This is a genomic window from Pseudomonas sp. Tn43 (assembly GCF_014192635.1).
Classification (GTDB): domain Bacteria; phylum Pseudomonadota; class Gammaproteobacteria; order Pseudomonadales; family Pseudomonadaceae; genus Aquipseudomonas.
Map to the genome: position 1 here is coordinate 353,560 of NZ_JACHYG010000003.1, position 23,101 is coordinate 376,660.

The window sequence follows — 23,101 nt, forward strand, 5'->3', positions numbered from 1 at the left end:
TGTTGTCGCCGAAGCCTTCGAAAAACTTCCGACGAAGCGTCCAGCGTTTTCCGTCACAGTAGTTTCACAATGCCATGCTGGCACGGCTATTGTGCCGCTCCCCCCCTCTATATACTAGTGGGCTGTGTGGCTGTCTTGACTCGCCGATCCAGCTGTCTTGCGCCAACCCCGACCCGGTTCGCTTTGAGCGGAATCCTGAAATGAGCCAACAGTTTCAACACGATGTTCTGGTAATTGGCAGCGGTGCTGCCGGCTTGAGCCTTGCGCTGACCTTGCCCGGTCATTTGCGCATCGCCGTATTGAGCAAAGGCGACCTAGCCAACGGTTCAACCTTCTGGGCCCAGGGTGGTGTCGCTGCTGTTCTGGATGACACTGATACTGTCGAGTCCCATGTCGATGACACCCTCAACGCCGGCGGTGGCCTGTGCCATGAAGATGCCGTGCGCTTTACGGTCGAGCACAGCAGGGAGGCGATTCAATGGCTGATCGACCAAGGCGTGCCTTTTACCCGCGATGAACAGTCCGGCACCGAAGACGGGGGTTTCGAATTTCACCTGACCCGCGAAGGCGGTCACAGCCATCGGCGCATCATCCACGCGGCCGATGCAACGGGCGCAGCGATTTTCAGAACCCTGCTCGATCAGGCCAAGCAGCGTCCCAACATCGAACTGCTGGAACAGCGGGTCGCGGTCGACCTGATCACCGAAAAGCGCCTGGGACTTGAAGGCGACCGTTGCCTCGGTGCCTATGTGCTCAACCGCGGCACCGGTGAAGTCGACACTTACGGCGCACGCTTTGTGATCCTTGCTTCGGGTGGCGCGGCAAAAGTCTACCTTTATACCAGCAACCCCGACGGCGCTTGCGGTGACGGCATCGCCATGGCCTGGCGTTCGGGCTGTCGAGTGGCGAACCTGGAATTCAACCAGTTCCACCCCACCTGCCTTTATCACCCGCAAGCCAAGAGCTTCCTGATCACCGAAGCCCTGCGCGGCGAAGGCGGGCATCTCAAGCTGCCCAATGGTGAACGCTTCATGCAGCGTTTCGACCCACGGGCTGAGCTGGCGCCACGGGACATCGTCGCCCGCGCCATCGACCATGAGATGAAGCGCCTGGGTATCGACTGCGTCTATCTGGATATCAGCCACAAGCCAGAAGACTTCATCAAGACGCACTTCCCGACGGTCTATGAACGCTGCCTGGAATTCTCCATCGACATCACCAGACAACCGATTCCGGTGGTACCGGCGGCGCACTACACCTGCGGCGGCGTGATGGTCGATCAGCGGGGGCGCACCGATGTGCCGGGCCTGTATGCGATTGGCGAAACCAGCTTCACCGGCCTGCATGGCGCCAACCGCATGGCCAGCAACTCGCTGCTGGAGTGTTTCGTCTACGCTCGTTCCGCGGCGGCGGACATTCTCGAGCAGTTGCCAGATGTATCAATTCCAACCGCCCTGCCCGTTTGGGATGCGAGCCAGGTCACCGATTCGGACGAAGATGTGATCATTGCGCACAACTGGGATGAACTGCGGCGATTCATGTGGGACTACGTCGGCATCGTGCGCACCAACAAGCGCCTGCAACGGGCTCAGCACCGGGTGCAACTGTTGCTGGACGAAATCGACGAGTTCTACAGTAACTATAAAGTGAGCAGAGACCTGATTGAGTTGAGGAACCTTGCTCAAGTCGCCGAACTGATGATCCAGTCAGCCATGGAACGCAAGGAATCTCGGGGTCTGCACTACACACTGGATTATCCAGAGATGCTGCCAGAGGCGAAGGATACGATCCTTACCCCGACCAGATGAGGCACGTTAGGAGCCCTGAGCGTAGCACGCTGAGGACCCGTTTTGTAACAGCTTTGGGCCATATTTGTCCCATCGCTGGGGTCCTTATCGCCCGCCAGCGAGGGTCCTTATCGCGCCCGCGAGGACCTGAGCGAGGCCACACGGGGGAACCTCACCCAGGAGAAGCATTGAGGTGGTGGCTCAGATTTTTCTATCAGATTTTCGAAGGCACCAGATTATCTGCGCTTAGACTCAAGGCCCGCGAGCATGACTATTGCGGATGCCGTTAGGTGCAATCCATAGGCGACAATCTCTGGTTCCACAGTCCTAACTTCCTCCCCTTGCCCATGACCACCATTCTTGTTTCTTAATGTAGGTATTCCGCTGGTGAGTACGTTGACCAAGGATGACATCTGAGATTCGTTGTATGCAGGCATTAGCCCTGCGTCCCTACACCCCAAGATCAATTTGGAGGCGGTGTCCCCTGCGCCATAAGTTTTACCATTGGCTGTCAGAATGACCTTCATGGTGCTTTCAAAGGCCTTAAGTGCATCGACTAACGCCTCCTCATGGTTCCCGTGACGGTAGTGCTCGTACGCCCCGAAAAACTCATCTCGTGCGCCTTCGAATCCTTCAGCGTTGAGGAATCCAATGGCAGGCTTCACGACTTCCGAATGAAGAAGCTGCGAATCGATACGGATAATTTTTCCATCGATTAGCTCGTACCCGCGTCCAGCTTCTTTGAATCGAGTGTTCAGTTCCTGAATGCAATCATCAACATGAGAACTGGCATCACGCCGACTAAGGTAGATTTGCTTTCGCGCAAGGGAGTCGCCAACGGCATAGCAAAGCTCGACAGCGTCAAGACATCGTTCAATGTCAGGCTCACTGATTAGAAAACTATGCAGATCAGCAAATTCGCTGTCGTAATAGCCGCTCATGGTGTCGGAATGCAATTTTTCTATCCCGTACTCTTTCCTCAGAATCTTGACAATCTGCTTATAGGCATCGATGGGCATCGGAAATTCGCGGAGCTGGGATTTGTCACCTAAAAGGTCTTTGATCATGTATGACAACTGCATTCGCAAAGGAGCTGGGAATGTGTCGTAGACGTAGACATCGATGACCTCACCGCGCAATCGCTTTTGCCGTTTTGAATACAAATCAAAGACTGCCATTTCACCGCCTCAACTGTTTGTCAAAGCGACATCATACATCTAAGCGTCACATGTATTACGCCCCAGCCAATCCCTCATCGGATAGGCCTTACGGGGCTTCACAGCGCGGCTCGTTACGAAGCCTCGAAGGTAATAGTGGTGATCATCGGGAACGCTACAGACTCGGTCTGGAGACCATCAGCGGTCAGCTTCACACGGACCTTGCCATTAGCCACGATGTCCACGACAGCCATGATCTCAACGTCCCAGCACTGATGGGCACCATTGCGGGTCGCTTCGATCTTCCACACGTCACCGTTGCGACCTTCACGGTAGCTCAGTGAGGTGAACAGCTTGGGCAGCAGGAACAGGCCATAATCAGTACCGCTGTAAGGTTGCACAGAGGTGCCAATCAGGGCTTCGATGTCCTCTACGCCAGCTCGTTGAGCAGCACGCTCAAGAACGGCCACCAGTGACACCGGGAGCAGGACCACGAAGTCACCCAGCGAGGTGCCCACAGTCTGGTTGATGTGCATCGTCAAGATGTCGATCAGGTCCTCTGCGATCTCTACAGGCTTGCCGGTTGGCTTGGTCGTGGAGACGCTCTCGGTGGATGGAGCAGTTGCCAGAATGCCAGCGATCTTGCCAGCGGCAGTGAACTCGATGTCCCTTAAGAGCTTCTCAGCGGTCTGGTTCATAGAGCCCTCGGTGAAGCCTGCCAACAAGGTGTGGTCGAGGATGGTGAAGCGGTGGCTGATGACCAGAGCGGTATCGGTGGGCTCAGTGAAGATCACAGACCCGGCCAGGACAGCGCCCTTCGAGATGGTCTGGTTGTCCCAGTTCTTGCGAGGGTCGAAGGTGACAGAGCGATCAGCCATGGTGATGATTTGTTGACCTGAGGCGTTAGAGCCAGCCGGACGGAACTCGCAGGGGGTTCTCTCAGCGGCCTCTTCACGCCATTCGTCACTGTTAAGGTACTCGTCGAGACCCTCGGTCAGGGCTTGCACGTAGACGGACACATCGGTGGCCGCTTCGTTCTCGGTGCGGATGTCAGCAGTGTTGAAGCGGATTGACCCGTTCTGATCATCGGTGATCGAGGTGTAATAGGTTGATGGCTTTTCGTATTGGTTAGGCAGTTTCATGGGAATGGTCTCCTGAATTATGGGAATGATTGAAGTGGTGTCTTTAGGTTCTCTTTGAGAGTTACCAGCCAGAGTTACGAGAGGCAGCACGGACACGGTCGCCTTGTTCACGAATGGCAGCCGCTCGGGCTTCTCTGTCAGCCTTCGCTTGGGCCAGCTCACGGGGCGTAGCTTCACGGAGACGCTCAGCGTGAGCATTGGCCTCAGCTTGTTGACGGAGACGCAGACGGGCCTTCTCTGACTTGTCTATGGCGTACTCACGGGCGACTTCGGGAATCGCAGCGAGCGACAGACCAGCCTCATCGAAGACCTTAACGATCTCGAACTTACGGCTTTGCACGGTGGCGCACTGAGCGACCAACATGGGCAACATGATGTTCTCGACGTACTCACGGCTCAGGGTCTGGCCGGACACGGTGACTTCGTTCTTCAGGACATTGGTGATGGTGATTTTCATGGTGTTGGATCTCCTATGAGGTGACCCATTCGTTCAGCCTTGGCGCCATAGACGCGCACGACAAGACGGCAAGGAGGGAGCCGCGTGGGAATCTTCCAAGACTGACGAATAGGTTCTTGATTGGTTTTGTTTAATGGTGATGGACTAACAGGCTATGGCGGACCTGAGAGACATCATTGAGGGCACCAGTGAGGCGACACTGGGTTATTGCATAGTTACTACAGGACGAGCCTTGAGAACTACGGGGATATTCTTCACGGCATTGTAAAGGGCGATCAGGTCGAGACCAGTAGCAGTCATCAAGGCCTCAAGGGACTCCATTAGGAACGCTCCCAGCTTGCCTGAGACAAACGCCTTGGCTTTCTCTGGGTCCCGATTGGTGAAGACATCGAGAGCTTTGAGGTCAAACAAAGCGGTAGAGGATCGACCTGTCATGGCCGACTCGATGGACAACAAGGTGTCACGGTGCTGATGATCGAGACCATCGAGCTTGAAGTGGAATCGCATGGGTCCTCCTTTGAGATGTTCGGAAAGAATGGGATGTTCATGGTCGCCAGACCAATCCCTAACTTAGAGAGAACTTGAGATGTTCTTTAAGATAAGAGCAAAGACTTATTTAAAGAGAATAATAAGAGAGTTACTCATTGAGTAATCTTTAGAATCTTTAAGGTTAAAGGCCCCCGTGAACATTGAGCAATACACGGTGGCCCCAATCCCGTGCAAGGTCTCTCAGCGGTGCCCTTAATGGACATCGACTAACGAGTGACAGTGTCAATGTTCGCTCCTTCCTACTGGAGCCAGACGCGAAGGTCTGCTTACCGGGGACAGTTGAATGTTGGCGTGTCACCTTGAAGGTGGTCGCACTTAGCACTCGGTGGTCTCAGGCCGGGTCCGTGATGGAGCCCGGTAGGAATCTGAATGGTCGCAGGGACAACTATTTATTTTCGTTGGTGTGTCGCCCTGTAGCCATAGTGAGGGTTTTTAATCCCCTGTTGACATCCTTGCGGAATCCGTGAACGGAATTAATCGACAGCACAACCATAGTAGGAAGGAACGTCAAGGTCGCCGTCATAGCCGTTGAACTCGAAAGGCTCCTCATCGACCTCCACAGGGAACGGTTCGAAGTTCTCCGGAAGTTCCTCAAGCACGCTCACCTGAACGAGGCGGGAGCTGCCAGTCTCTGTATTGGTATGCCGCTCAATCAAGTCGCCAGTGCAGGCGTCAGCGCCAAGAAGCTCGAAGTGGGGATGCTGGGCATGTGTCGTAACTCCTCGAATGGCCGCTGCGGGAGTGCAGCCATAGTGAGGGGTTTTAATGAGCCGTACATAGTGAGGGGTTTTCTAAGCTCGCCAGAAGCGCTACAGAGAACGTACCCAGTAGTCCATGCCGATGCATTGGAAGGGTGCCGAACGTGCCATGAACATGATTTTAGAAGGTTGCTTTTTGGAGGATCAAACGAAAAACCACAATATTCATATGGCTTTACGCGCTCCTACGCTCACACAGCAAGACCAGGACCCAGCGAGTCGAGGATATTTCACGTAGAAGCGCGTTTCGACGTATCAAATTTCGATATTTAGGATCAGCGCCTTGAGTTCGCCCAGCTCGACACCCATGAAACTGCGTTTTTCAACTATTATGGTCTCTCAAGCTCACCACCCGGCATACCTCTGCAATAGTCCCGCAGCGCTACTATCGTGGTAATTATACACTTCTTTTCAACACTCCATTCTTCTGGGCATACCCATTCATAAAACCGAAGACAGTCAACATTATCCCTCCCTGTAATTGACTGAAGAAGTTCCATCCCTCGTTGGATCGAGACTGGCTTATTAGTGACATTATCAAAGATATGCGCTGCATATTTACTTCTAAACTTACAAATATTCTTTTGCTCTATCGCTTTAGAATCTTCAAAGAGCGCCTTGGTAATCTCCGAGGGAAAGTGACGCAAAAATTGATTGTACTCCTTCCTGATCTCAACGAGTTTGAACAATGACAAGACTATGGAGTGATTATAAATCCGAAATGACCCCACGGTACGATTAGTTATTGCGCCCCGCGTTATATTTACGAGTTCTCTTGCAAGCTCCACAGCGGTCGTAAGATCCAAAATCAAATCAGTTAAAAGCCACTTAATATGGTTTGCTTCATTGTCTACGTTCAAGCCGCCACCCCTTTTATGTCAAAAGCAATTTTCAGCGCCTCAGCCATTCGCCCTACCTCTACGGCACTTCCCGCCCCATACAAGTCGTAACTGATCGACCCTGACGAATGCCCCAAGATTGACTCAGCGGTGCCCACAGGAACCTCAGCGGCCTTCAAGGCACCAGCCAGCGAGTGCCGTAACGAATGGAAGGTTTGGGTCCGGTCTGCCTTCAAGCTCAGGACATCCCGGAGGGTCCCATTGAGCAGCACAGAGAACTGACCAGCGCCCAGCGTGAACAACCGAGAGTCGGCCTTATCGACAAACTCAAGGAACGCCTGAAGGTCAAACCCATACGCCCCATCGGTCAGAGGGACGACCCTCAAAGCGTTCTTAGTCTTGGCTGTCTTACCATCGTTTCGGTTGATGTCGATCACCCAGACACCAGCGACCTGCTTAACATCAGCCTTGGTCAACTGCCTGAGTTCCTCGATGCGAGTCCCAGTGATGACCCCAAGGGACAAAGCCCAGCGTTGCCATGAGTCCACTGGGAGTGTCTTGGCGTGCCCCATAAGCGTCTTTACCTGATCCTGAGAGAACGCCTCACGGGAGCTGTCAGTGCCCTTTGTTGGCTTCAGGCCATCCGTGAGCGCCTTGGTTAAATAGTCGTTGTTCACTGCCCATTTCATCACCGTTGATAGCGTGGTCAGGATCTTCCCCACCGTCAAAGGCTTGCGCCCCTCAGAGAGCTTGGCTCGCAGGTTCTTCATGTCCTCCCTTGTGTGGGTCCTCAGGTCCAAGTCACCGAGAATCTCAGCGATGGTCTTACAAGAGGACTTGACGTCTCGTATGGTCCCTTCCCCCGCATACTCCTTATGCTCATCCATGTAGAGCGCAGAGAGAGTCTTGAAGGTCAGCGGCTTGGATGCTTCAGACGATAAAACAGATAGGGACGGAGACAGGGATACAGACGTGCCACAAGACTCACTCTTGAGGCCCCTTACGATCTCGACCAGCTTCCCCGGCCTACCCTCCAAGCGCTCTTGAGCGGCCTCAAGGATCTCCAACGCCTTGCTCACAGCCCGTTGCTGATTGACGCTCAAAGGCAGCTTAGCGCTGGCCTCACGGAGGGCAACATGGTGTTCATCGTGGATCATTTCATAGGCGACCAAGGAGCTATCACCATGCGCCATCGTCAGGCAAGACTCAGCGATGTCTATAAGACGCTCACGGAGTTCGTCCCAAGTGGCCTCAGGGTTGTCGAAGTGGTACGCCTTGAGGGTCTTGAGGATGTCTTGGGAGATGGTCATAGCAGTGGCCTTGTCGGTGGTCCTAAGCGATAGCGTGAAGAAGTCTTTAGTTGTGCCTTGAGGGCGAAGGCGAAGGTAATAACGACCAGACCGGCGATAGTGGTATGGCTTGGCGAGTGCGGTTTGTAACAGGTTTGTCCCACTTTGAGGGCGCTGGTTGATGCTCATCGGCTGAAACCCCTGTAGCCATTGGGTTTAGCCTCATCGCGTCGAGTTCTACAGTAACTATAAGGTCAGCCGGGATTTGATCGAGCTGCGCAACCTGGCTCAGGTAGCCGACCTGATGATCCGGTCAGCCATGGAGCGCAAGGAAAGTCGGGGCCTGCATTACACCCTCGACTATCCGAACATGTTGCCGGTCGCCCTGGACACTATTCTGGTGCCGCCCACCTACGCCGACTGAACTTGAGCCGAACCCGCAGGCGCCGGTGCATATCCGCCGCCTGCGAATCGCGCGGCACACAGATCGCCCTGATCCGTCGCTCATCGCGCAGACGAAAACGCAGCACCACAATCAATGGCAACGCCAGACTGTCCGGCCGCAGCTGCACGGGCTGCCAACCTGCCGCCTGATTCCACAACTGCCAACCATCGGCATCGCGACGCAAGCCGCGAAACGCCTGTGGGTGTGTCAGCAAAATCTGTCGCGGCAATGCCCAGACGCCATGAGCCAGACAGCAAAAAGTGCCGAGCAAACTGGCCCAGATCGGTATGGAAAGCAGAAACAACGAACCCAGCGCGAACAGCTGGGCCAGAAGATACGCCGCCAGCAACTGCCGTGAGGCATGCCAGCGGCATTCGAACACATTACTTGGGCTGGACACGATCCAGAATCATGCGAACCATGCGCTGAAGCTCCGGATCGTCCGATTCGGCACGCTCCATGAACCAGCCGAACATGTCCTGATCTTCGCATTCAAGCAGCCTGACGTAGCATGCGCGATCAACCTCGTTGAGGTGCGGGTAAACCTCTTTCACAAACGGCACCAGCAACACGTCAAGCTCAAGCATGCCACGGCGGCTGTGCCAGTAGAGGCGATTCAGTTCAACATCTTCGACCATGGAGCGCTCCTCAAATAGGCGGCAAGTATACAGCCCCGGGCCCGCTCGAACAGTCAGCTTTGGTCGCCCCCACCGATCCTTTGTGAACTACCCATTTCATGGGCGTCCCCTTATGATGTCCCTCGGACTCTTTACCCTGCGATGACCCATGGCCGATTCTGCTTTTTTCTGCACCCTGTCTCACGAAGGCGTTCTCGCGGTACGCGGCGCGGATGCCGGCAAATTCCTGCAAGGCCAATTGACTTGCAACATTAATTACTTGAGTGACAGCCAGGCCAGCCTTGGCGCGCGCTGCACGCAGAAAGGCCGGATGCAGTCGAGTTTCCGCATCCTGCTCGAAGGCGACGGTGTGCTCATGGCGATGGCCAGCGAACTGCTGGAGCCGCAACTGGCGGACCTGAAAAAGTACGCGGTGTTCTCCAAATCGAAACTGACTGATGAAAGCGCCCATTGGGTTCGCTTCGGCCTTGAGCATGGCGATGCGGCACTGACCAGCCTGGGCCTGGAGCTACCGGCGCAAACCGACAGCGTCGTGCGCAATGACGGCCTGATCGCCCTTCGCGTCTCGCCGGATCGCGCTGAACTCTGGGTTCGCGCCGATCAGGCCGACGTCATCAAGGGCAAGCTGTCCGCTCTGTTGGCCGAAGGCGAATTGAACCAATGGTTGCTGGGCCAGATCCGTGCCGGCATCGGCCAGGTCATGCCGAGCACCCGCGAACTGTTCATTCCGCAGATGCTCAATCTGCAAGCCGTCGGTGGCGTGAGCTTCAAGAAAGGTTGCTACACCGGCCAGGAAATCGTCGCGCGCATGCAATACCTGGGCAAGCTCAAGCGTCGGTTGTATCGCCTGCAACTGGAGGCCGGCGAATTACCGCAGCCGGGTACCCCACTGTTTTCCCCGACCCACGGCAGTTCGATCGGTGAAGTGGTACTGGCCGCCCGCGCCGGACAAAGCATTGAACTCCTTGCCGTGCTGCAAGCCGAAGCTGCAGAAGATGGCAACCTGCACCTTGGCGCACTCGAAGGTCCGGGCCTGCATCTGCTCGACCTGCCTTATCAACTGGATCGCGATCGCGAAATCCAGCGTTAATAGCAGCACTTGTCGCAATACCTAGAGAAAAGAAATGAGCGAGCTGGCGGATAAGGTCCAACAGGATTTGGTTGAGGCCATCGATAACGATGACCTGGTTCTGCCAACGTTACCGGAAGTGGCCCTGCAGATTCGCAAGGCCGCCGAAGACCCGGAAATCAGTGTCAGCACACTGAGCAAAGTGATTGGCCGCGATACCGCGCTGTCGGCGCGCCTGATCAAAGTGGTCAATAGCCCGTTGCTGCGCGCGACCCAGGAAGTGACTGATTTGCACACGGCCATCACCCGGCTGGGCGTCAATTACAGCAGCAACCTGGCCATCGGCCTGGTGATGGAACAGATCTTCAATGCCCGTTCCGAAGTGGTGGAACAGAAAATGCGCGAGGTCTGGCGCAAGAGCCTGGAGATCGCCGGCGTCAGCTATGCGCTGTGCCGCAATTACACACAGCTCAAGCCCGATCAGGCGGCGCTCGGCGGGCTCGTGCATCAGATTGGTGTACTGCCGATTCTGACCTATGCCGAAGATCATTATGAATTGCTGTCTGACCCGGTCAGCCTCAACCACGTGATCGATCGAATTCACCCGCTGCTGGGCGATAAATTGCTCAGGGTCTGGGAGTTTCCGGAAATGCTGGTGCAATTGCCGGGGTTGTATCTGGATTTCAAACGGCAATCGGAGCGGGTCGACTATGTTGATCTGGTGCAAGTGGCCAGCCTGTATTGCCGCAAGGACACCGATCATCCGATGGCCCGTATCGACCCCTTCAGCGTACCGGCCTTCAAGAAGCTGGGAATCGATCCGGAGAACGAGGCGATGTGCAAGCCTCTGGAAGAATCGCGGTCGATGTTTTACTGATTCTGTGGCGAGGGGGCTTGCCCCCGTTCGGCTGCGCAGTAGTCGTAAAACCTGTTATGTATGATCTACCAGACGGAATGCTGGGGACCGCTTTGCGCTCCAACGGGGGCAAGCCCCCTCGCCACAGGAAGCCCCCTCGCCACAGGGCTGTGTTCACTCTCCGGCAATAAAACTAACCCGCACCTTCAGCCCCGCTTGCTCGCCATCGTGCAAGCTGATCTGCGCCAGGTGGGCGCGGCAGATCTCCCCTACGATGGCCAAGCCCAGTCCCGATCCGGCCACCTGCTCATTACGCCGATAAAAACGCTCGAACACCCGATCCCGCTCCTCAAGGGGAATTCCCGGGCCATCGTCCTCGACCTCGAGCACCGCCGGTGCCATGACCCGCAAGATCACATTACCGCCCGGTGGCGTGTGAGCCAGTGCGTTGTCCACCAGATTGCTCAACAATTCGTTCAACAGCGTCGGCTCGCCACGCAGCCACACCGGTTCGTCTGCTTCCAGTGCCAGCGCCACGCCACGCGCATGGGCCAGCGGCGCCATGGCCATGCCCAGTTCACGGGCCAACTGACTGAGGTCGAGCAACTGCGCACCGCCCTCGGCGATTGCCCGGGCGCCATTCTCGACCCGGGCCAGCGAAAGCAATTGATTGGCCAGGTGAGTCAGGCGATCAGTGCCTTGGGCGGCGGTTTCCAGGGTGTTGCGCCAGGTGTCGGGTTCGTTCGAGCGCAAGCCCAGTTCGAGCCGTGCCTTGAGCGCCGCCAACGGAGTACGCAATTCATGGGCGGCATCGGCGATGAACTGCGCCTGACGCTCGAACTGTCCGCGCAACCGCTCGGTAAAGTGATTGAGCGCACGCACCAGCGGCCAGAGCTCGTGCTGCACTTCCACCAACGGCAAGGGTCGCAAGTCATCGGGCTGACGCTCTTCCACCGCCGTACGCAAGCGCTCCAGCGGACGCAACGCCGCACTGACCGCAAACCACACCATCAGCAATGCACCGATCGCCAGCATGCCCAGACGCAACAAGGTGTCAGCCATCAGGCTACGAGCCATGCGGACCCGCGCTTCATCGGTTTCCGCCACGCGAATTTCCGCCATGCCGTTCATGTTCGGCTCGCTGACCGCTTTGAGCAGGCTGACGACTCGCACGTTCTGCCCTTGATAAGTGGCGTTATAGAAACGCGCCAGCGCGGGATAATCATCGGTGCGAGGCGTTCCCGGCGGCGGCGGTGGCAGGTTTTCGTAGCCCGAGATCAGCTTCTGGTTGATGTCATTGACCAGGTAGAAAATCCGCCCGGCGCTGTCGTAGGCAAATGTATCGAGGGCCACGTAAGGCACGTTGGCGCTGAGGCTGCCATCGCGCTGGGACAGGCCCGCGGCAATGGTCCGCGCCGAGGCCAGCAAGGTCCGGTCATAAGCAGTGTCGGCGGCTTCGCGACCGTTCCAGTACGCGCTCAAACCACTGGCGAGCATCAACACCACCAACAACAGCGCGAGGTTCCACAGCAACCGCCAGCGCAGGCTGCTGAGCTTATGCATCGCGGCTTTCCAGCAAGTAGCCAAGGCCCCGGAACGTCACGATGGCTACCGGCTGCCCATCGAGTTTCTTGCGTAAGCGGTGAACATAGATTTCGATGGCATCGGGACTGGCTTCCTCGTCCAGACCAAACACCTGGGCGGCCAGTTGTTCCTTGCTCATCACCCGACCGGGACGGGCGATCAGGGCTTCCAGCACCGCCTGCTCACGAGAGGTCAGGGTCAGCAATTCTTCGCCGAGGGTAAAGCGCCGGGTGTCCAGGTCATAGGCCAGCACGCCACAACGCTGCTGACGTTCACCGCCGAGCACACTGCGACGCAGCAAGGCTTTGACCCGTGCTTCGAGTTCCGTCAGCTCGAAGGGTTTGGCCAGGTAATCGTCAGCCCCAAGGTTCAGGCCATGAACCCGATCCTTGACGTCGCTGCGAGCGGTCAGCATCAGCACCGGCAGGTTCTTGCCCCGGGCCCGAAGGCGCGCCAGCACTTCGAAGCCATCCATGCGCGGCAGGCCGACATCGAGGATCGCCACCGCGTACTCCTCGCTGCTCAAGGCCAGGTCGGCCGCCACACCGTCGTGCAACACATCCACGGTCAGCCCGGTGCTCTTGAGCGCCTGAGCAACACTGTCGGCAAGCTGCAGATGGTCTTCAACGAGCAGGACACGCATGGATCTTTACCTCATTCAGGGATGGTCGACGCCCATTCTTTGGCGCGGAGTTTACAGCCGCATCCGTCGCTGTGAAGCCCGAAAACCGTGAAAGTCAGCTGAAAGGTTAGCGAAAGGTTGGCCGGTTAAAGTCCAGCCACGGACAGTTTCGACTGCCGTCGCTGTACGAAAAACGCCCCGAAGCGTTTTCGCCAATAAGAACAATAAACGGAGTACGTCACCATGCTGTCCATGCAGCTTCAGGCTCGCCCGCCTGCCCGTTTTTCCCGTCTCAGCCACACCGCCCTCGCCAGTGCCGCCGCCCTCGCCGGCTTTTCGCCGTTGAGCCAGGCTGCCTTCTTCGAAGACAGTACGGCAACCTTCGAAACCCGCAACATGTATTTCAACCGCGACTTTCGCGACGGCACCAGCGCCCAGCAATCCAAGCGGGACGAATGGGCCCAGGGGTTCATGCTCAATCTACAATCGGGTTACACCGACGGCACCGTGGGGTTCGGTGTCGATGCGCTGGGCATGTTGGGGGTGAAACTCGATTCAAGTCCGGATCGCACCGGCACCGGCCTGTTGCCGACCCATGACGACGGGCGCGCGGCGGATGAATATTCCAAGCTCGGCCTGACCGGCAAAATGAAAATCTCCGCCACGGAATTGAAAATCGGCAGCCTGATTCCGGAATTGCCGATTCTCAAAGCCAACGACGGGCGCATTCTGCCGCAGACCTTCGAAGGCGGTCTGCTGACCTCCAAAGAAATCAAGAACCTGACCTTCACCGGCGGGCGCCTGGAGAAAGCCAAGGACCGCGACAGCACCGACTTCGAGGACATCGCCCTCAACAACAAAAACAGCCGTTTCGCCGGCACCGTGGCCGGCAAGCACTTTGATTTTGGCGGCGTGGATTACAAGTTCACCGACAAGATCACCGGCAGCTACCACTTCGCCCAACTCGATGAAGTCTATAACCAGCATTTCCTTGGCGTGGTCGCCTCGCAACCGTTCGGCCCCGGCACGTTCGGCACCGATCTGCGATTGGCCGTCAGTGACGACGAGGGTGCTGCACGGGGCGGCAAGATCGACAACCAATCCCTGAACGGGCTGGTGAGCTATGCCTTGAGCGGGCATAAATTCAGCGCCGGTTATCAGCACATGTCCGGTGACAGTGCCTTCCCCTACGTCGACGGCAGTGACCCTTACCTGGTCAACTTCGTGCAGATCAATGACTTTGCCGGTGCCGAAGAACGCTCCTGGCAGGCACGTTACGACTATGACTTCGCCAAACTCGGCATTCCCGGCCTGAGCTTCATGAGCCGTTACCTGAGCGGCGACAACATCAAGCTCAAGAACGGCGACGAAGGCAAAGAGTGGGAACGCAACACCGAGATCAAATACGTCGTACAAAGCGGCACCCTCAAAGATGTCGCTGTGCGCCTGCGCAATGCCACCTACCGCTCCAATTATTCCGCTCGCGATGCCGATGAAGTGCGTCTGCTGGTGAGCTATAGCGTTGCCCTTTGGTAATTCAGTACGTCCATAACAAAAACTCCAAGGAGACTCGAATGAATCTGTCATTGCGTAAAGTTGCTCTGGCCGCTGGCGTCATGTTGTTCGCCGGCCAATTGATGGCCGAACCCAAACGCCCGGAATGCATCGCCCCGGCCTCGCCAGGCGGCGGTTTCGACTTGACCTGCAAACTGGCGCAGAGCGCGCTGGTGAATGAAAAACTGCTGACCAAACCGATGCGCGTGACCTACATGCCCGGCGGTGTCGGCGCGGTGGCGTACAACGCGGTGGTCGCTCAGCGTCCGGCCGATGCCGGCACGCTGGTGGCGTGGTCCAGCGGTTCGTTGCTGAATCTGGCGCAAGGCAAGTTCGGTCGTTTCGATGAAACCAACGTTCGCTGGCTGGCCGCTGTTGGTACCAGCTATGGCGCCATTGCGGTGAAAAGCGATTCGCCTTACAAGACCCTGGACGATCTGGTTCAGGCACTGAAGAAAGATCCGAGCAAAGTGGTGATCGGTTCCGGCGGCACCGTCGGCAGCCAGGACTGGATGCAGACGGCATTGATCGCCAAGGCAGCCGGAATCAACCCGCGCGACTTGCGTTATGTCGCCCTCGAAGGCGGTGGTGAAATCGCCACCGCCCTGCTGGGCGGCCACATCCAGGTCGGCAGCACCGACATCTCCGACTCCATGCCACATATCCAGAGTGGCGACATGCGTCTACTGGCGGTGTTCTCCGAGAAGCGTCTGGACGAGCCGGAAATGAAAGACATTCCGACCGCTAAAGAGCAAGGCTACGACATCGTCTGGCCAGTGGTTCGCGGCTTCTACCTCGGGCCAAAAGTCAGCGACGAAGACTACGCCTGGTGGAAAAGCGCCTTCGACAAACTGCTGGCGTCCGAGGATTTCGCCAAATTGCGCGATCAGCGTGAACTGTTCCCGTTCGCCATGACTGGCCCGGAGCTGGACACCTACGTGAAGAAGCAGGTCGCGGACTACAAAGTGCTGGCCAAAGAGTTCGGCCTGATCCAGTGATCGCCTCTGTCTAGCGGCCACGGCCCCGGTTCTCGGGGTCGTGGCCCAGGAGTTCCTCATGCTCATACAACGCATTTTCGCTTCAGTGCTGTTGCTGGCCTGCATCGCTCTGGCCCTGATGGCGTGGCCGTATCAGGCGGCTTTTTCCTACGAACCGGTCGGGCCTCGGGCCTTCCCGCTGCTGATGCTCGGCCTGATGGGCCTGGCTTTGCTGTACATGGTATTTCGACCGACGCCGATCGTGCACAGCGACGATGACCCGAAACTGGACCGCGAAACCCTGATCAAAATCGGCATCTGCGTGCTGCTGCTGCTGGTGTTCGCCGGGACCTTCGAACCTCTTGGCTTCATCGTCGCCAGCATTCTCATCGGCGTCCCGATGGCACGTCTGTATGGCGGCCGCTGGCTGCCTAGCACGGTGATCATCAGCCTGATGGCCATCGGTCTTTATCTGCTGTTCGACAAGTTGATGGACGTGCCACTGCCGCTGGGCGTGCTCGACGTTCTGGAGAACTGATATGGATACTCTTGGCTATTTGGGTCAGGGCTTCGGCGTCGCGCTGAGCCCGTACAACCTGGTGACCGCGCTGTGCGGCACCCTGATCGGCACCGTCGTCGGGCTGTTGCCCGGATTGGGGCCGATCAATGGCGTGGCGTTGCTGATTCCAATCGCATTCGCCCTCGGTCTGCCACCGGAGTCGGCGTTGATCCTGCTGGCGGCAGTGTACCTGGGTTGCGAATACGGCGGCCGGATCAGCTCGATCCTGCTGAATATTCCGGGCGAAGCCTCCACCGTAATGACCACCCTCGACGGTTACCCGATGGCCCGCAAAGGCCTGGCCGGTGTAGCGCTGTCGCTGTCGGCGTGGAGTTCGTTCATCGGCGCGCTCATCGCGACCTGCGGCATGGTGCTGTTTGCCCCGCTGCTGGCGAAATGGGCGATTGCCTTTGGGCCGGCGGAGTATTTCGTGCTGATGGTGTTTGCGATTGTCTGTCTCGGCGGCATGGCCGGCGACCGACCACTCAAGACCTTCATTGCGGCGCTGATCGGTCTGTTTCTGTCCTGCGTCGGGATCGACGCCAACAGCGGCGTATACCGTTTCACCGGGGACAATATTCACCTGACGGACGGTATTCAGTTTGTCGTGCTGGTATTGGGCCTGTTCTCCATCAGCGAAATCCTCCTGCTGCTGGAAAAAACCCACCGCGGCCAGGAAGCGGTGAAAGCCACCGGGCGCATGATGTTCAACTTCAAGGAAGCTTCGGCGGTGTTCCTGGTAAACATCCGTTGCGGTTTGCTGGGCTTCATCATGGGCGTATTGCCGGGTGCCGGCGCGACATTGGCCAGCGCTGTGGCCTACATGACGGAGAAACGTATCGCCGGCGCCAAAGGCACGTTCGGACAAGGTGACATGCGCGGCCTCGCGGCGCCGGAAACCGCCATTGGTGGCGCCGCCTGCGGTGCTCTGGTGCCGATGCTGACCCTCGGCGTTCCGGGTTCGGGTACGACGGCGGTGATGATCGGCGCACTATCGCTATACAACATCACCCCTGGCCCGCTGTTGTTCCAGCAGCAACCGGACATCGTCTGGGGCCTGATCGCGTCGTTGTTCATCGCCAACGTGATGCTGGTGATCCTCAACATTCCGATGATCCGCATCTTTACCCGCATCCTCGCTGTGCCTAACTGGGCGCTGGTGCCGGTGATCGCGATCATCACCGGGATCGGTGTATATGCGGTGCATGCGACAACGTTCGACTTGTTCCTGATGATCGGCATCGGCATCTTCGGCTACATCCTGCGCAAGCTAGACTTCCCGTTGTCGCCCGTGCTGCTGGGCTTCATCCTCGGTGGCCTGATGGAACAAAACCTGCGTCGCGCCCTGTCGATTTCCAATGGTGCGCTGGAAATCCTCTGGTCGAGCCCGATCACATTCGGTTGCTGGGTGTTGACTGCAATCATGCTGCTGATGCCGCTGCTGCGGATCTGGCGCAAACGTGTGGTTGCCCGGCACGCTATCGCCGATGTCTGATCGCTCCCCGCTCAAAAGCTGGTGGGGAACACCGCTGGTCGGTCTGCTGGGCGGCTACCTCGCCAGTCAGATCGGCTGGCCACTGCCGTGGATGGTCGGCTCGTTGCTGGCAATTATCCTGGTGCGTTGCCTGACGCCCTGGCAATTGGCGGAAATCCCGGGCGGGCGCAAATGCGGCCAATGGGTTGTCGGCATCGGCATCGGCCTGCACTTCACTCCGGTGGTGATGGAGCAGGTGCTGAGCCACTTTGGTCTGATCTTCTTCGGTGCGTTGGTCACCAGCCTGTCCGCCGTGGTCGGGGTCTGGTTGATGCGGCGTACCGGGGAAGATCGCGCCACTGCATTCTTTTCCAGCATGCCCGGCGGCTCCGGGGAGATGGTCAACCTTGGCGCTCGCAATGGTGCAGTACTCAGCCGTGTTGCGGCTGGGCAGAGTTTGCGGGTGTTGGTGGTGGTGTTGTGTGTGCCGGCGGCCTTCAAGTATTTGATGGGCGATGGTGCGCCGATCGCCCATGCCGGCAGCGTCGACTGGCGCTGGCTGGCCATTCTGTTCCCGGCGGGCGCCCTTGCCGCCTGGATCTGGGAGCGGCTGCGCCAGCCCAATCCCTGGCTGTTCGGACCGTTGCTGGTGAGTGCTACGGTGAGCATTGGCTGGGACTTGCACATCGGTCTGCCCAACGGCGGCAGTCAGATCGGCCAGTGGCTGATCGGCAGCGGGCTGGGATGTCACTTCAATCGGCAGTTCTTCCGGCGGGCACCGTCGTTCATGGGCCGAACCTTGCTTGGCACAGTGTTGACCATGTTGATCGCGACCCTGGCGGCATTGGGGTTGAGCGCGCTGACCCATCTGGATCTGCGTTCGCTGACCTTGGGCATGATGCCCGGCGGGATCGCCGAAATGAGCCTGACGGCGGAGACCTTGCAATTGTCGGTGCCGTTGGTGACGGCGATGCAGGTGATGCGGTTGTTATTTGTACTGTTTCTGGCGGAGCCATTGTTTCGGTATTGGAACCGGGAGCCGGACTCTCCCTGATAGAGCCCTGTGGCGAGGGGGCTTGCCCCCGTTCGGCTGCGAAGCAGTCGCAAAATCTGAGAATTCGGTGTTTTTAGGGCCGCTGCGCGACCCAACGGGGGCAAGCCCCCTCGCCACAAATGCCCGCGAAACTTTTTAGACCGACGGCAATCGCCACTCGATCGGCGTCTCGCCGTTCTGCTCCAGAAACTTGTTCGCCCGGCTGAAGTGCCCACAACCAAGGAAGCCGCGATAGGCGGATAACGGCGAAGGGTGGACCGAGGTCAGCACCAGGTGTTTGGTGGCGTCGATGAGTTTCTGCTTGCTCTGGGCATGTGCGCCCCACAGCAGGAACACCAAATGTGGCTGATGCTCGCTGACCACTTCAATAATCCGGTCGGTAAAATGCTGCCAGCCCTTGCCCGCATGGGCGTTGGCATTGGCGCGCTCCACGGTCATGGTGGTGTTGAGCATCAACACGCCCTGCTCTGCCCAACTCTGCAGATAGCCATGGTTGGGGATGTCGATGTTCAGGTCGCGCTTCAATTCTTTATAGATATTCACCAACGATGGCGGTGCCGGCACGCCAGGTTGCACCGAGAAGCACAACCCGTGGGCCTGACCCGGGCCGTGATAAGGGTCCTGTCCGAGGATGACCACTTTGACCTTGTCCAGCGGCGTGGAATTGAGCGCGTTGAAAATCATTGGTCCGGGTGGATAGATCTCTTTGCCCGCCGCGCGCTCCTGTTGCAGGAATGTGCGCAACTCTGCCATGTAAGGCTGGTCGAATTCGGCACGCAGAGCCTCCTTCCAGCTCGGTTCGAGTTTGATACGGTCGTCAGCAGTCATGGTTACATCCGGCAAAAACAATGGGGCGAACCCTAGGAAACCCTGTCTCCCTTGTCAATTGATCCGATACACATCCGGCACTTTCCTCTAGAGCGATCATACTAAACGCTCAATTTACCGATCGAGGTCACGATGAATCTGCACTTCGAAGAACTCACCGGCACCGACGGCGCACGCATCGGCATCGCCAGCCTGGATGCCGAAAAATCCCTCAATGCCCTCTCCTTGCCGATGATCAACGCCCTGCGCGATCAACTGGACGCCTGGGCCAAGGAGCCCCAGATCGTTTGCGTACTGCTGCGCGGCAATGGCGCCAAGGCTTTTTGCGCCGGCGGCGAAGTACGCAGCCTGGTGGAAGCATGTCGCGCCCATCCCGGCGAAGTGCCGCCTTTGGCCGCACATTTCTTTGCGGCAGAATATCGCCTCGACTTCAACCTGCACACCTACCCGAAACCGCTGATCTGCTGGGGTCATGGTTATGTGTTGGGCGGTGGCATGGGGTTGTTGCAAGGGGCGAGCATTCGAATCGTCACGCCGAGCAGCCGGTTGGCGATGCCGGAAATCAGCATCGGCCTGTACCCGGACGTCGGCGCCAGTTGGTTTCTGTCGCGGTTGCCTGGCAAGCTCGGATTATTTCTCGGCCTGACCGGTGCCCAGCTGAACGGTCGCGATGCGATCGATCTGGACCTCGCCGATCGCTTTCTGCGCGATGATCAACAACATGAGCTGCTCGAAGGTTTGCTGCAATTGAACTGGCAGGAACAGACAGCCATGCAGCTCAACAGCTTGCTCAAGGCCTTGCAGCAGGAAGCGATCACACAACTGCCCCAAGCGCAGTGGCTGCCTCGACGCGAGCTGATCGACGAACTATTGGATGTCAGCGACGTTCGTTGCGCCTGGAAGGCCATTTGTGCGCTGCGCGATCATGCCGACCCGCTGCTCGGTCGTGCCGCCAGAACCATGGCTGAAGGCTCACCCTTGACCGCTCATCTGGTGTGGGAACAGATCGTTCGCGCCCGGCATCTATCGTTGGCTCAAGTCTTTCAGATGGAATACACCATGAGCCTCAATTGCTGCCGTCATCCGGAGTTCAGCGAAGGTGTGCGGGCGCGGTTGATCGACAAGGACCAGAAACCTCACTGGCACTGGCCAGACATCAATACTGTGCCGGAGGCGGCGGTGGAGGCGCATTTCCATAAGGTCTGGGAAGGACGGCATCCTCTGGCGGATTTATCGGAATACTAAAATTCAGGCACAAAAAAAGCGGCGCTTCATGCGCCGCTTTTTTATTGGATGTTTACCAGCGATGGCCTCGGCCATCGTGATCGCCACCACGGTGATCGCTTCTATGGCCTCTATCGCCACGATGATCTGACCTGCTGTGGCCTCGATAGCCATCACCCCGACCGCTGCGGTGACGGCCATCCCAGCCCCTGCGGTCATGACGGTCCCATCCACGATTCTGATAGACCCGGTAGTCTGCGCGCGGTGCCGGCTGGTAATAGCGCGGTGCCGGTTGATAAACCCGCGGCTGGTGGTAATAACGCGGGGATGGCTGGTAATACCGTGCAGGCGGTGAGTAATACCTGCGCGGTGCGGTGTAGTAACGGCTGTCGGAGTAATAAGACCCGCCACCGGAATAATACGGCGCTGGGGACGTGTAGACCTCGGAACGGTAATAGCCCGACCCTCCATCGGAATAGGGCACGCATGCACCAAGAGACAATCCCGATAAAACAATCAGCAGAATTTGGCGGAGCTTTTTTTGACAGAGCATGGCGGCCTCCTGGACCGCGGGTGAGCCATACCAGCGACGCTGGCAGGCGACAGTCAATGGTTCGGCGACTGTCGAAATATCAGACAGTGAATTCGGAATCTGGTGCGCTTCTGCAACACGTTGAAACAAGTAGCCGATGAAAGGTTTTTCATCTTTCCCACCAGAAAAACGGCGCGCCCGGGAAGCCGGACGCGCCGTGGTATTCGTGAGCTGATCAGCGATGCCCGCGATGATGTCCGCCGCGATGGTGATGACGGGGACCACTGAAATAATAGTAACGATAGCCCCCGTAAAAACGCGGGCCGCCATAGTAGTAAGGCGAGTAGTAGTAATAGCCGGGATAGTAATAGGGGGCCGGATAGATATCGGCGCCACCGGCATAGTAGTAACAACCGGACAGGCCCAGACCAAAAAATGCACTCAGCAATATTTGGCGGAGCTTTTTTTGACAGAGCATTGAGGCCTCCTGAAAGACCTGCAAAAGCAGTCGACTGACATCCGTTTTGACCTTTAAACCGGTACCGAGTGCCAGACGGTTCCGGCCTTCGGATCAGCGGCCAGCTGCAGCCGGCTTGCGCATGGCTGCTTGCCGGCCGATCATGCGCAGTCTCGGGCCAGGCAAAACCGGCCGTAATCGAATGTTCCTTCATGAATAAACCTGACCTCTGCCCGGCCTGCGGCGCCTCCAACGATTGCAGCCTGGCTGACCCGCGAACCGTCGATCGTGCCTGCTGGTGCTACGGCGTCAGCATCGATCCGGCGGTGCTCCAGGCATTGCCCAGCGAGTTGCGCGACAAGTCCTGCCTGTGCCCGGCCTGCGCTCAGGTCGAGATGCAGTTGCAAGCAGTCGCCTGGCCGATCGCCTAAGATGCGCGCCCCTTTTCCCTCGATCACTCGTCATGCGCGTTGACCGCTTCCTCAGCAATCTGCCCCGCTTCAACCGTAAGCAGATACGCCTGTTGCTGGTGGAAAAACGCGTCAGGATCGACGGCACTATCGTTTGCGACCCCCACGCCGAAGTACTCGAGTTCAGCCGCGTGGAAGTCGACGACGAAGTGCTGCAAGTCGGCAAGCCGGCCCGCTACTTCATGCTGCACAAACCACCCGGCTGCGTCAGTGCCACCCGCGACCCGCAACACCCGACCGTGCTCGACCTGATCGACGAACCGGACAAGGAAGACTTGCACATCGCCGGTCGCCTGGACTTCAACACCACCGGCCTGATGCTGATCACCAACGATGGCAGCTGGTCCCGACGCCTGACCCAACCGCAGACCAAACTGCCCAAGGTCTACTATGTCGAAACGGAGCAGGACATCACTGCCGAATACGCGATCACCTTCGCCAAAGGGCTGTATTTCGCCTTCGAAAACCTCACCACACAACCGGCCGAACTGGTTGTACTCGGGCCAAAATCCGCGCGCCTGAGCATCGTCGAGGGCCGCTACCATCAGGTCAAACGGATGTTCGGCCACTTCGACAACAAGGTGTTGCGCCTGCACCGCGAACGCATGGGGTCGCTGGTGCTCGACGCTACGTTGAAGCCCGGCGAATACCGGCCGCTGAGCAGCGATGAGATCCGAATGATCTAAGCAGGCGACCGCTCAGCAGAAGCCGCTGAAAATTTCACGAAAGATACTTGCGCGATGACGTGACCCCTGCTTGAATCAGGACGTCGGCGCGAAA

General features: G+C 57.8%; 24 protein-coding genes and 1 pseudogene. 12 read left to right on the top strand and 13 right to left on the bottom strand.

Annotation, left to right across the window (positions count from 1 at the left end; translation table 11 throughout):
* The first annotated feature begins 200 nt into the window (after positions 1-200).
* Positions 201-1,808 carry an L-aspartate oxidase gene (gene nadB, locus FHW68_RS10160; RefSeq protein ID WP_183680245.1) on the top strand — a complete coding sequence of 536 codons (1,608 nt, stop codon included), beginning with the start codon at positions 201-203 and terminating at the stop codon, positions 1,806-1,808.
* A gap of 215 nt (positions 1,809-2,023) precedes the next feature.
* Here the strand turns inward: nadB and FHW68_RS10165 are convergent, their stop codons facing one another.
* From FHW68_RS10165 to FHW68_RS10190, 6 genes are all read right to left on the bottom strand, one after another.
* A complete protein-coding gene (locus tag FHW68_RS10165; RefSeq protein ID WP_183680248.1) occupies positions 2,024-2,965 on the bottom strand; it encodes an STM4504/CBY_0614 family protein in 942 nt (313 codons plus the stop codon).
* 113 nt (positions 2,966-3,078) lie between these two features.
* Positions 3,079-4,086: a hypothetical protein gene (locus FHW68_RS10170; RefSeq protein WP_183680250.1), complete on the bottom strand. Its 1,008-nt coding sequence runs from the start codon at positions 4,084-4,086 to the stop codon at positions 3,079-3,081.
* A gap of 61 nt (positions 4,087-4,147) precedes the next feature.
* A complete protein-coding gene (locus FHW68_RS10175) occupies positions 4,148-4,543 on the bottom strand; it encodes a hypothetical protein (RefSeq protein ID WP_183680252.1) in 396 nt (131 codons plus the stop codon).
* A 204-nt stretch (positions 4,544-4,747) separates the two neighbouring features.
* Positions 4,748-5,050, bottom strand: a complete 303-nt coding sequence (locus FHW68_RS10180) for a hypothetical protein (RefSeq protein WP_183680254.1) — start codon at positions 5,048-5,050, stop codon at positions 4,748-4,750.
* A 1,129-nt stretch (positions 5,051-6,179) separates the two neighbouring features.
* Positions 6,180-6,710, bottom strand: a complete 531-nt coding sequence (locus tag FHW68_RS10185; RefSeq protein ID WP_183680256.1) for a hypothetical protein — start codon at positions 6,708-6,710, stop codon at positions 6,180-6,182.
* Positions 6,707-8,167, bottom strand: a complete 1,461-nt coding sequence (locus FHW68_RS10190) for a tyrosine-type recombinase/integrase (RefSeq protein WP_183680258.1) — start codon at positions 8,165-8,167, stop codon at positions 6,707-6,709. The genes FHW68_RS10185 and FHW68_RS10190 overlap by 4 nt, the downstream gene beginning before the upstream one ends.
* Before the next feature lie 43 nt (positions 8,168-8,210).
* Here FHW68_RS10190 and FHW68_RS10195 point away from each other — a divergent pair.
* Positions 8,211-8,402 (top strand): annotated as a pseudogene (locus tag FHW68_RS10195) (L-aspartate oxidase); the annotation flags it as partial.
* On the opposite strand, the gene FHW68_RS10200 reads toward FHW68_RS10195, so the two are convergent.
* Both FHW68_RS10200 and FHW68_RS10205 read right to left on the bottom strand, forming a co-directional pair.
* Entirely contained in the window at positions 8,371-8,823 is a 453-nt protein-coding gene (locus tag FHW68_RS10200; RefSeq protein WP_183680260.1) for a protein YgfX, read from the bottom strand. The pseudogene FHW68_RS10195 and the gene FHW68_RS10200 sit on opposite strands and share 32 nt — an antisense overlap.
* Entirely contained in the window at positions 8,807-9,061 is a 255-nt protein-coding gene (locus FHW68_RS10205; protein ID WP_095630971.1) for a succinate dehydrogenase assembly factor 2, read from the bottom strand. The genes FHW68_RS10200 and FHW68_RS10205 overlap by 17 nt, the downstream gene beginning before the upstream one ends.
* Before the next feature lie 148 nt (positions 9,062-9,209).
* On the opposite strand from FHW68_RS10205, the gene FHW68_RS10210 reads away from it, so the two are divergent.
* The gene (locus FHW68_RS10210) at positions 9,210-10,151 is read left to right on the top strand and encodes a folate-binding protein YgfZ (protein WP_183680262.1); all 942 of its coding nucleotides are present in this window, start codon (positions 9,210-9,212) and stop codon (positions 10,149-10,151) included.
* 34 nt (positions 10,152-10,185) lie between these two features.
* Positions 10,186-11,007: an HDOD domain-containing protein gene (locus FHW68_RS10215; RefSeq protein ID WP_095630973.1), complete on the top strand. Its 822-nt coding sequence runs from the start codon at positions 10,186-10,188 to the stop codon at positions 11,005-11,007.
* Positions 11,008-11,160: 153 nt separating this feature from the next.
* Here FHW68_RS10215 and FHW68_RS10220 read toward each other — a convergent pair whose 3' ends face one another.
* Positions 11,161-12,549, bottom strand: a complete 1,389-nt coding sequence (locus tag FHW68_RS10220) for a sensor histidine kinase (RefSeq protein WP_183680264.1) — start codon at positions 12,547-12,549, stop codon at positions 11,161-11,163.
* Complete coding sequence (locus tag FHW68_RS10225; protein WP_095630975.1) at positions 12,542-13,213, bottom strand: response regulator; 672 nt, start codon at positions 13,211-13,213, stop codon at positions 12,542-12,544. The genes FHW68_RS10220 and FHW68_RS10225 overlap by 8 nt, the downstream gene beginning before the upstream one ends.
* A gap of 222 nt (positions 13,214-13,435) precedes the next feature.
* Between FHW68_RS10225 and FHW68_RS10230 the strand changes: the two genes are divergently transcribed.
* Genes FHW68_RS10230 through FHW68_RS10250 form a run of 5 tightly spaced genes read left to right on the top strand, consistent with a single transcriptional unit; the run spans position 13,436 to position 18,810 of the window.
* On the top strand, positions 13,436-14,728 hold the full coding sequence (locus FHW68_RS10230) for an OprD family porin (RefSeq protein WP_095630976.1): 1,293 nt from the start codon (positions 13,436-13,438) through the stop codon (positions 14,726-14,728).
* A 38-nt stretch (positions 14,729-14,766) separates the two neighbouring features.
* Positions 14,767-15,744, top strand: coding sequence for a tripartite tricarboxylate transporter substrate binding protein (locus FHW68_RS10235; protein WP_183680265.1), 978 nt, complete (start codon positions 14,767-14,769; stop codon positions 15,742-15,744).
* 58 nt (positions 15,745-15,802) lie between these two features.
* Positions 15,803-16,261: a tripartite tricarboxylate transporter TctB family protein gene (locus FHW68_RS10240; RefSeq protein ID WP_095630978.1), complete on the top strand. Its 459-nt coding sequence runs from the start codon at positions 15,803-15,805 to the stop codon at positions 16,259-16,261.
* 1 nt (position 16,262) lies between these two features.
* Positions 16,263-17,777 (top strand): tripartite tricarboxylate transporter permease, encoded by a 1,515-nt coding sequence (locus FHW68_RS10245; RefSeq protein WP_183680267.1) that lies wholly within the window; start codon positions 16,263-16,265, stop codon positions 17,775-17,777.
* On the top strand, positions 17,770-18,810 hold the full coding sequence (locus tag FHW68_RS10250) for an AbrB family transcriptional regulator (protein WP_183680269.1): 1,041 nt from the start codon (positions 17,770-17,772) through the stop codon (positions 18,808-18,810). The genes FHW68_RS10245 and FHW68_RS10250 overlap by 8 nt, the downstream gene beginning before the upstream one ends.
* Positions 18,811-18,945: 135 nt before the next feature.
* Here the strand turns inward: FHW68_RS10250 and ung are convergent, their stop codons facing one another.
* Positions 18,946-19,638 carry a uracil-DNA glycosylase gene (ung, locus tag FHW68_RS10255; RefSeq protein ID WP_095630982.1) on the bottom strand — a complete coding sequence of 231 codons (693 nt, stop codon included), beginning with the start codon at positions 19,636-19,638 and terminating at the stop codon, positions 18,946-18,948.
* Between the two features lie 132 nt (positions 19,639-19,770).
* Here ung and FHW68_RS10260 point away from each other — a divergent pair, with 132 nt between their 5' ends.
* On the top strand, positions 19,771-20,883 hold the full coding sequence (locus FHW68_RS10260) for an enoyl-CoA hydratase/isomerase family protein (RefSeq protein ID WP_095630983.1): 1,113 nt from the start codon (positions 19,771-19,773) through the stop codon (positions 20,881-20,883).
* A gap of 52 nt (positions 20,884-20,935) precedes the next feature.
* Here FHW68_RS10260 and FHW68_RS27285 read toward each other — a convergent pair whose 3' ends face one another.
* Together FHW68_RS27285 and FHW68_RS10270 are read right to left on the bottom strand one after the other, a co-directional pair.
* Positions 20,936-21,415, bottom strand: coding sequence for a hypothetical protein (locus tag FHW68_RS27285; protein WP_095630984.1), 480 nt, complete (start codon positions 21,413-21,415; stop codon positions 20,936-20,938).
* Between the two features lie 214 nt (positions 21,416-21,629).
* Complete coding sequence (locus tag FHW68_RS10270) at positions 21,630-21,872, bottom strand: hypothetical protein (RefSeq protein ID WP_183680273.1); 243 nt, start codon at positions 21,870-21,872, stop codon at positions 21,630-21,632.
* A 191-nt stretch (positions 21,873-22,063) separates the two neighbouring features.
* Between FHW68_RS10270 and FHW68_RS10275 the strand changes: the two genes are divergently transcribed.
* Positions 22,064-22,282, top strand: coding sequence for a cysteine-rich CWC family protein (locus FHW68_RS10275; RefSeq protein WP_095630986.1), 219 nt, complete (start codon positions 22,064-22,066; stop codon positions 22,280-22,282).
* A 32-nt stretch (positions 22,283-22,314) separates the two neighbouring features.
* The gene (locus FHW68_RS10280) at positions 22,315-23,007 is read left to right on the top strand and encodes a pseudouridine synthase (protein WP_183680275.1); all 693 of its coding nucleotides are present in this window, start codon (positions 22,315-22,317) and stop codon (positions 23,005-23,007) included.
* Positions 23,008-23,101: the final 94 nt, after the last annotated feature.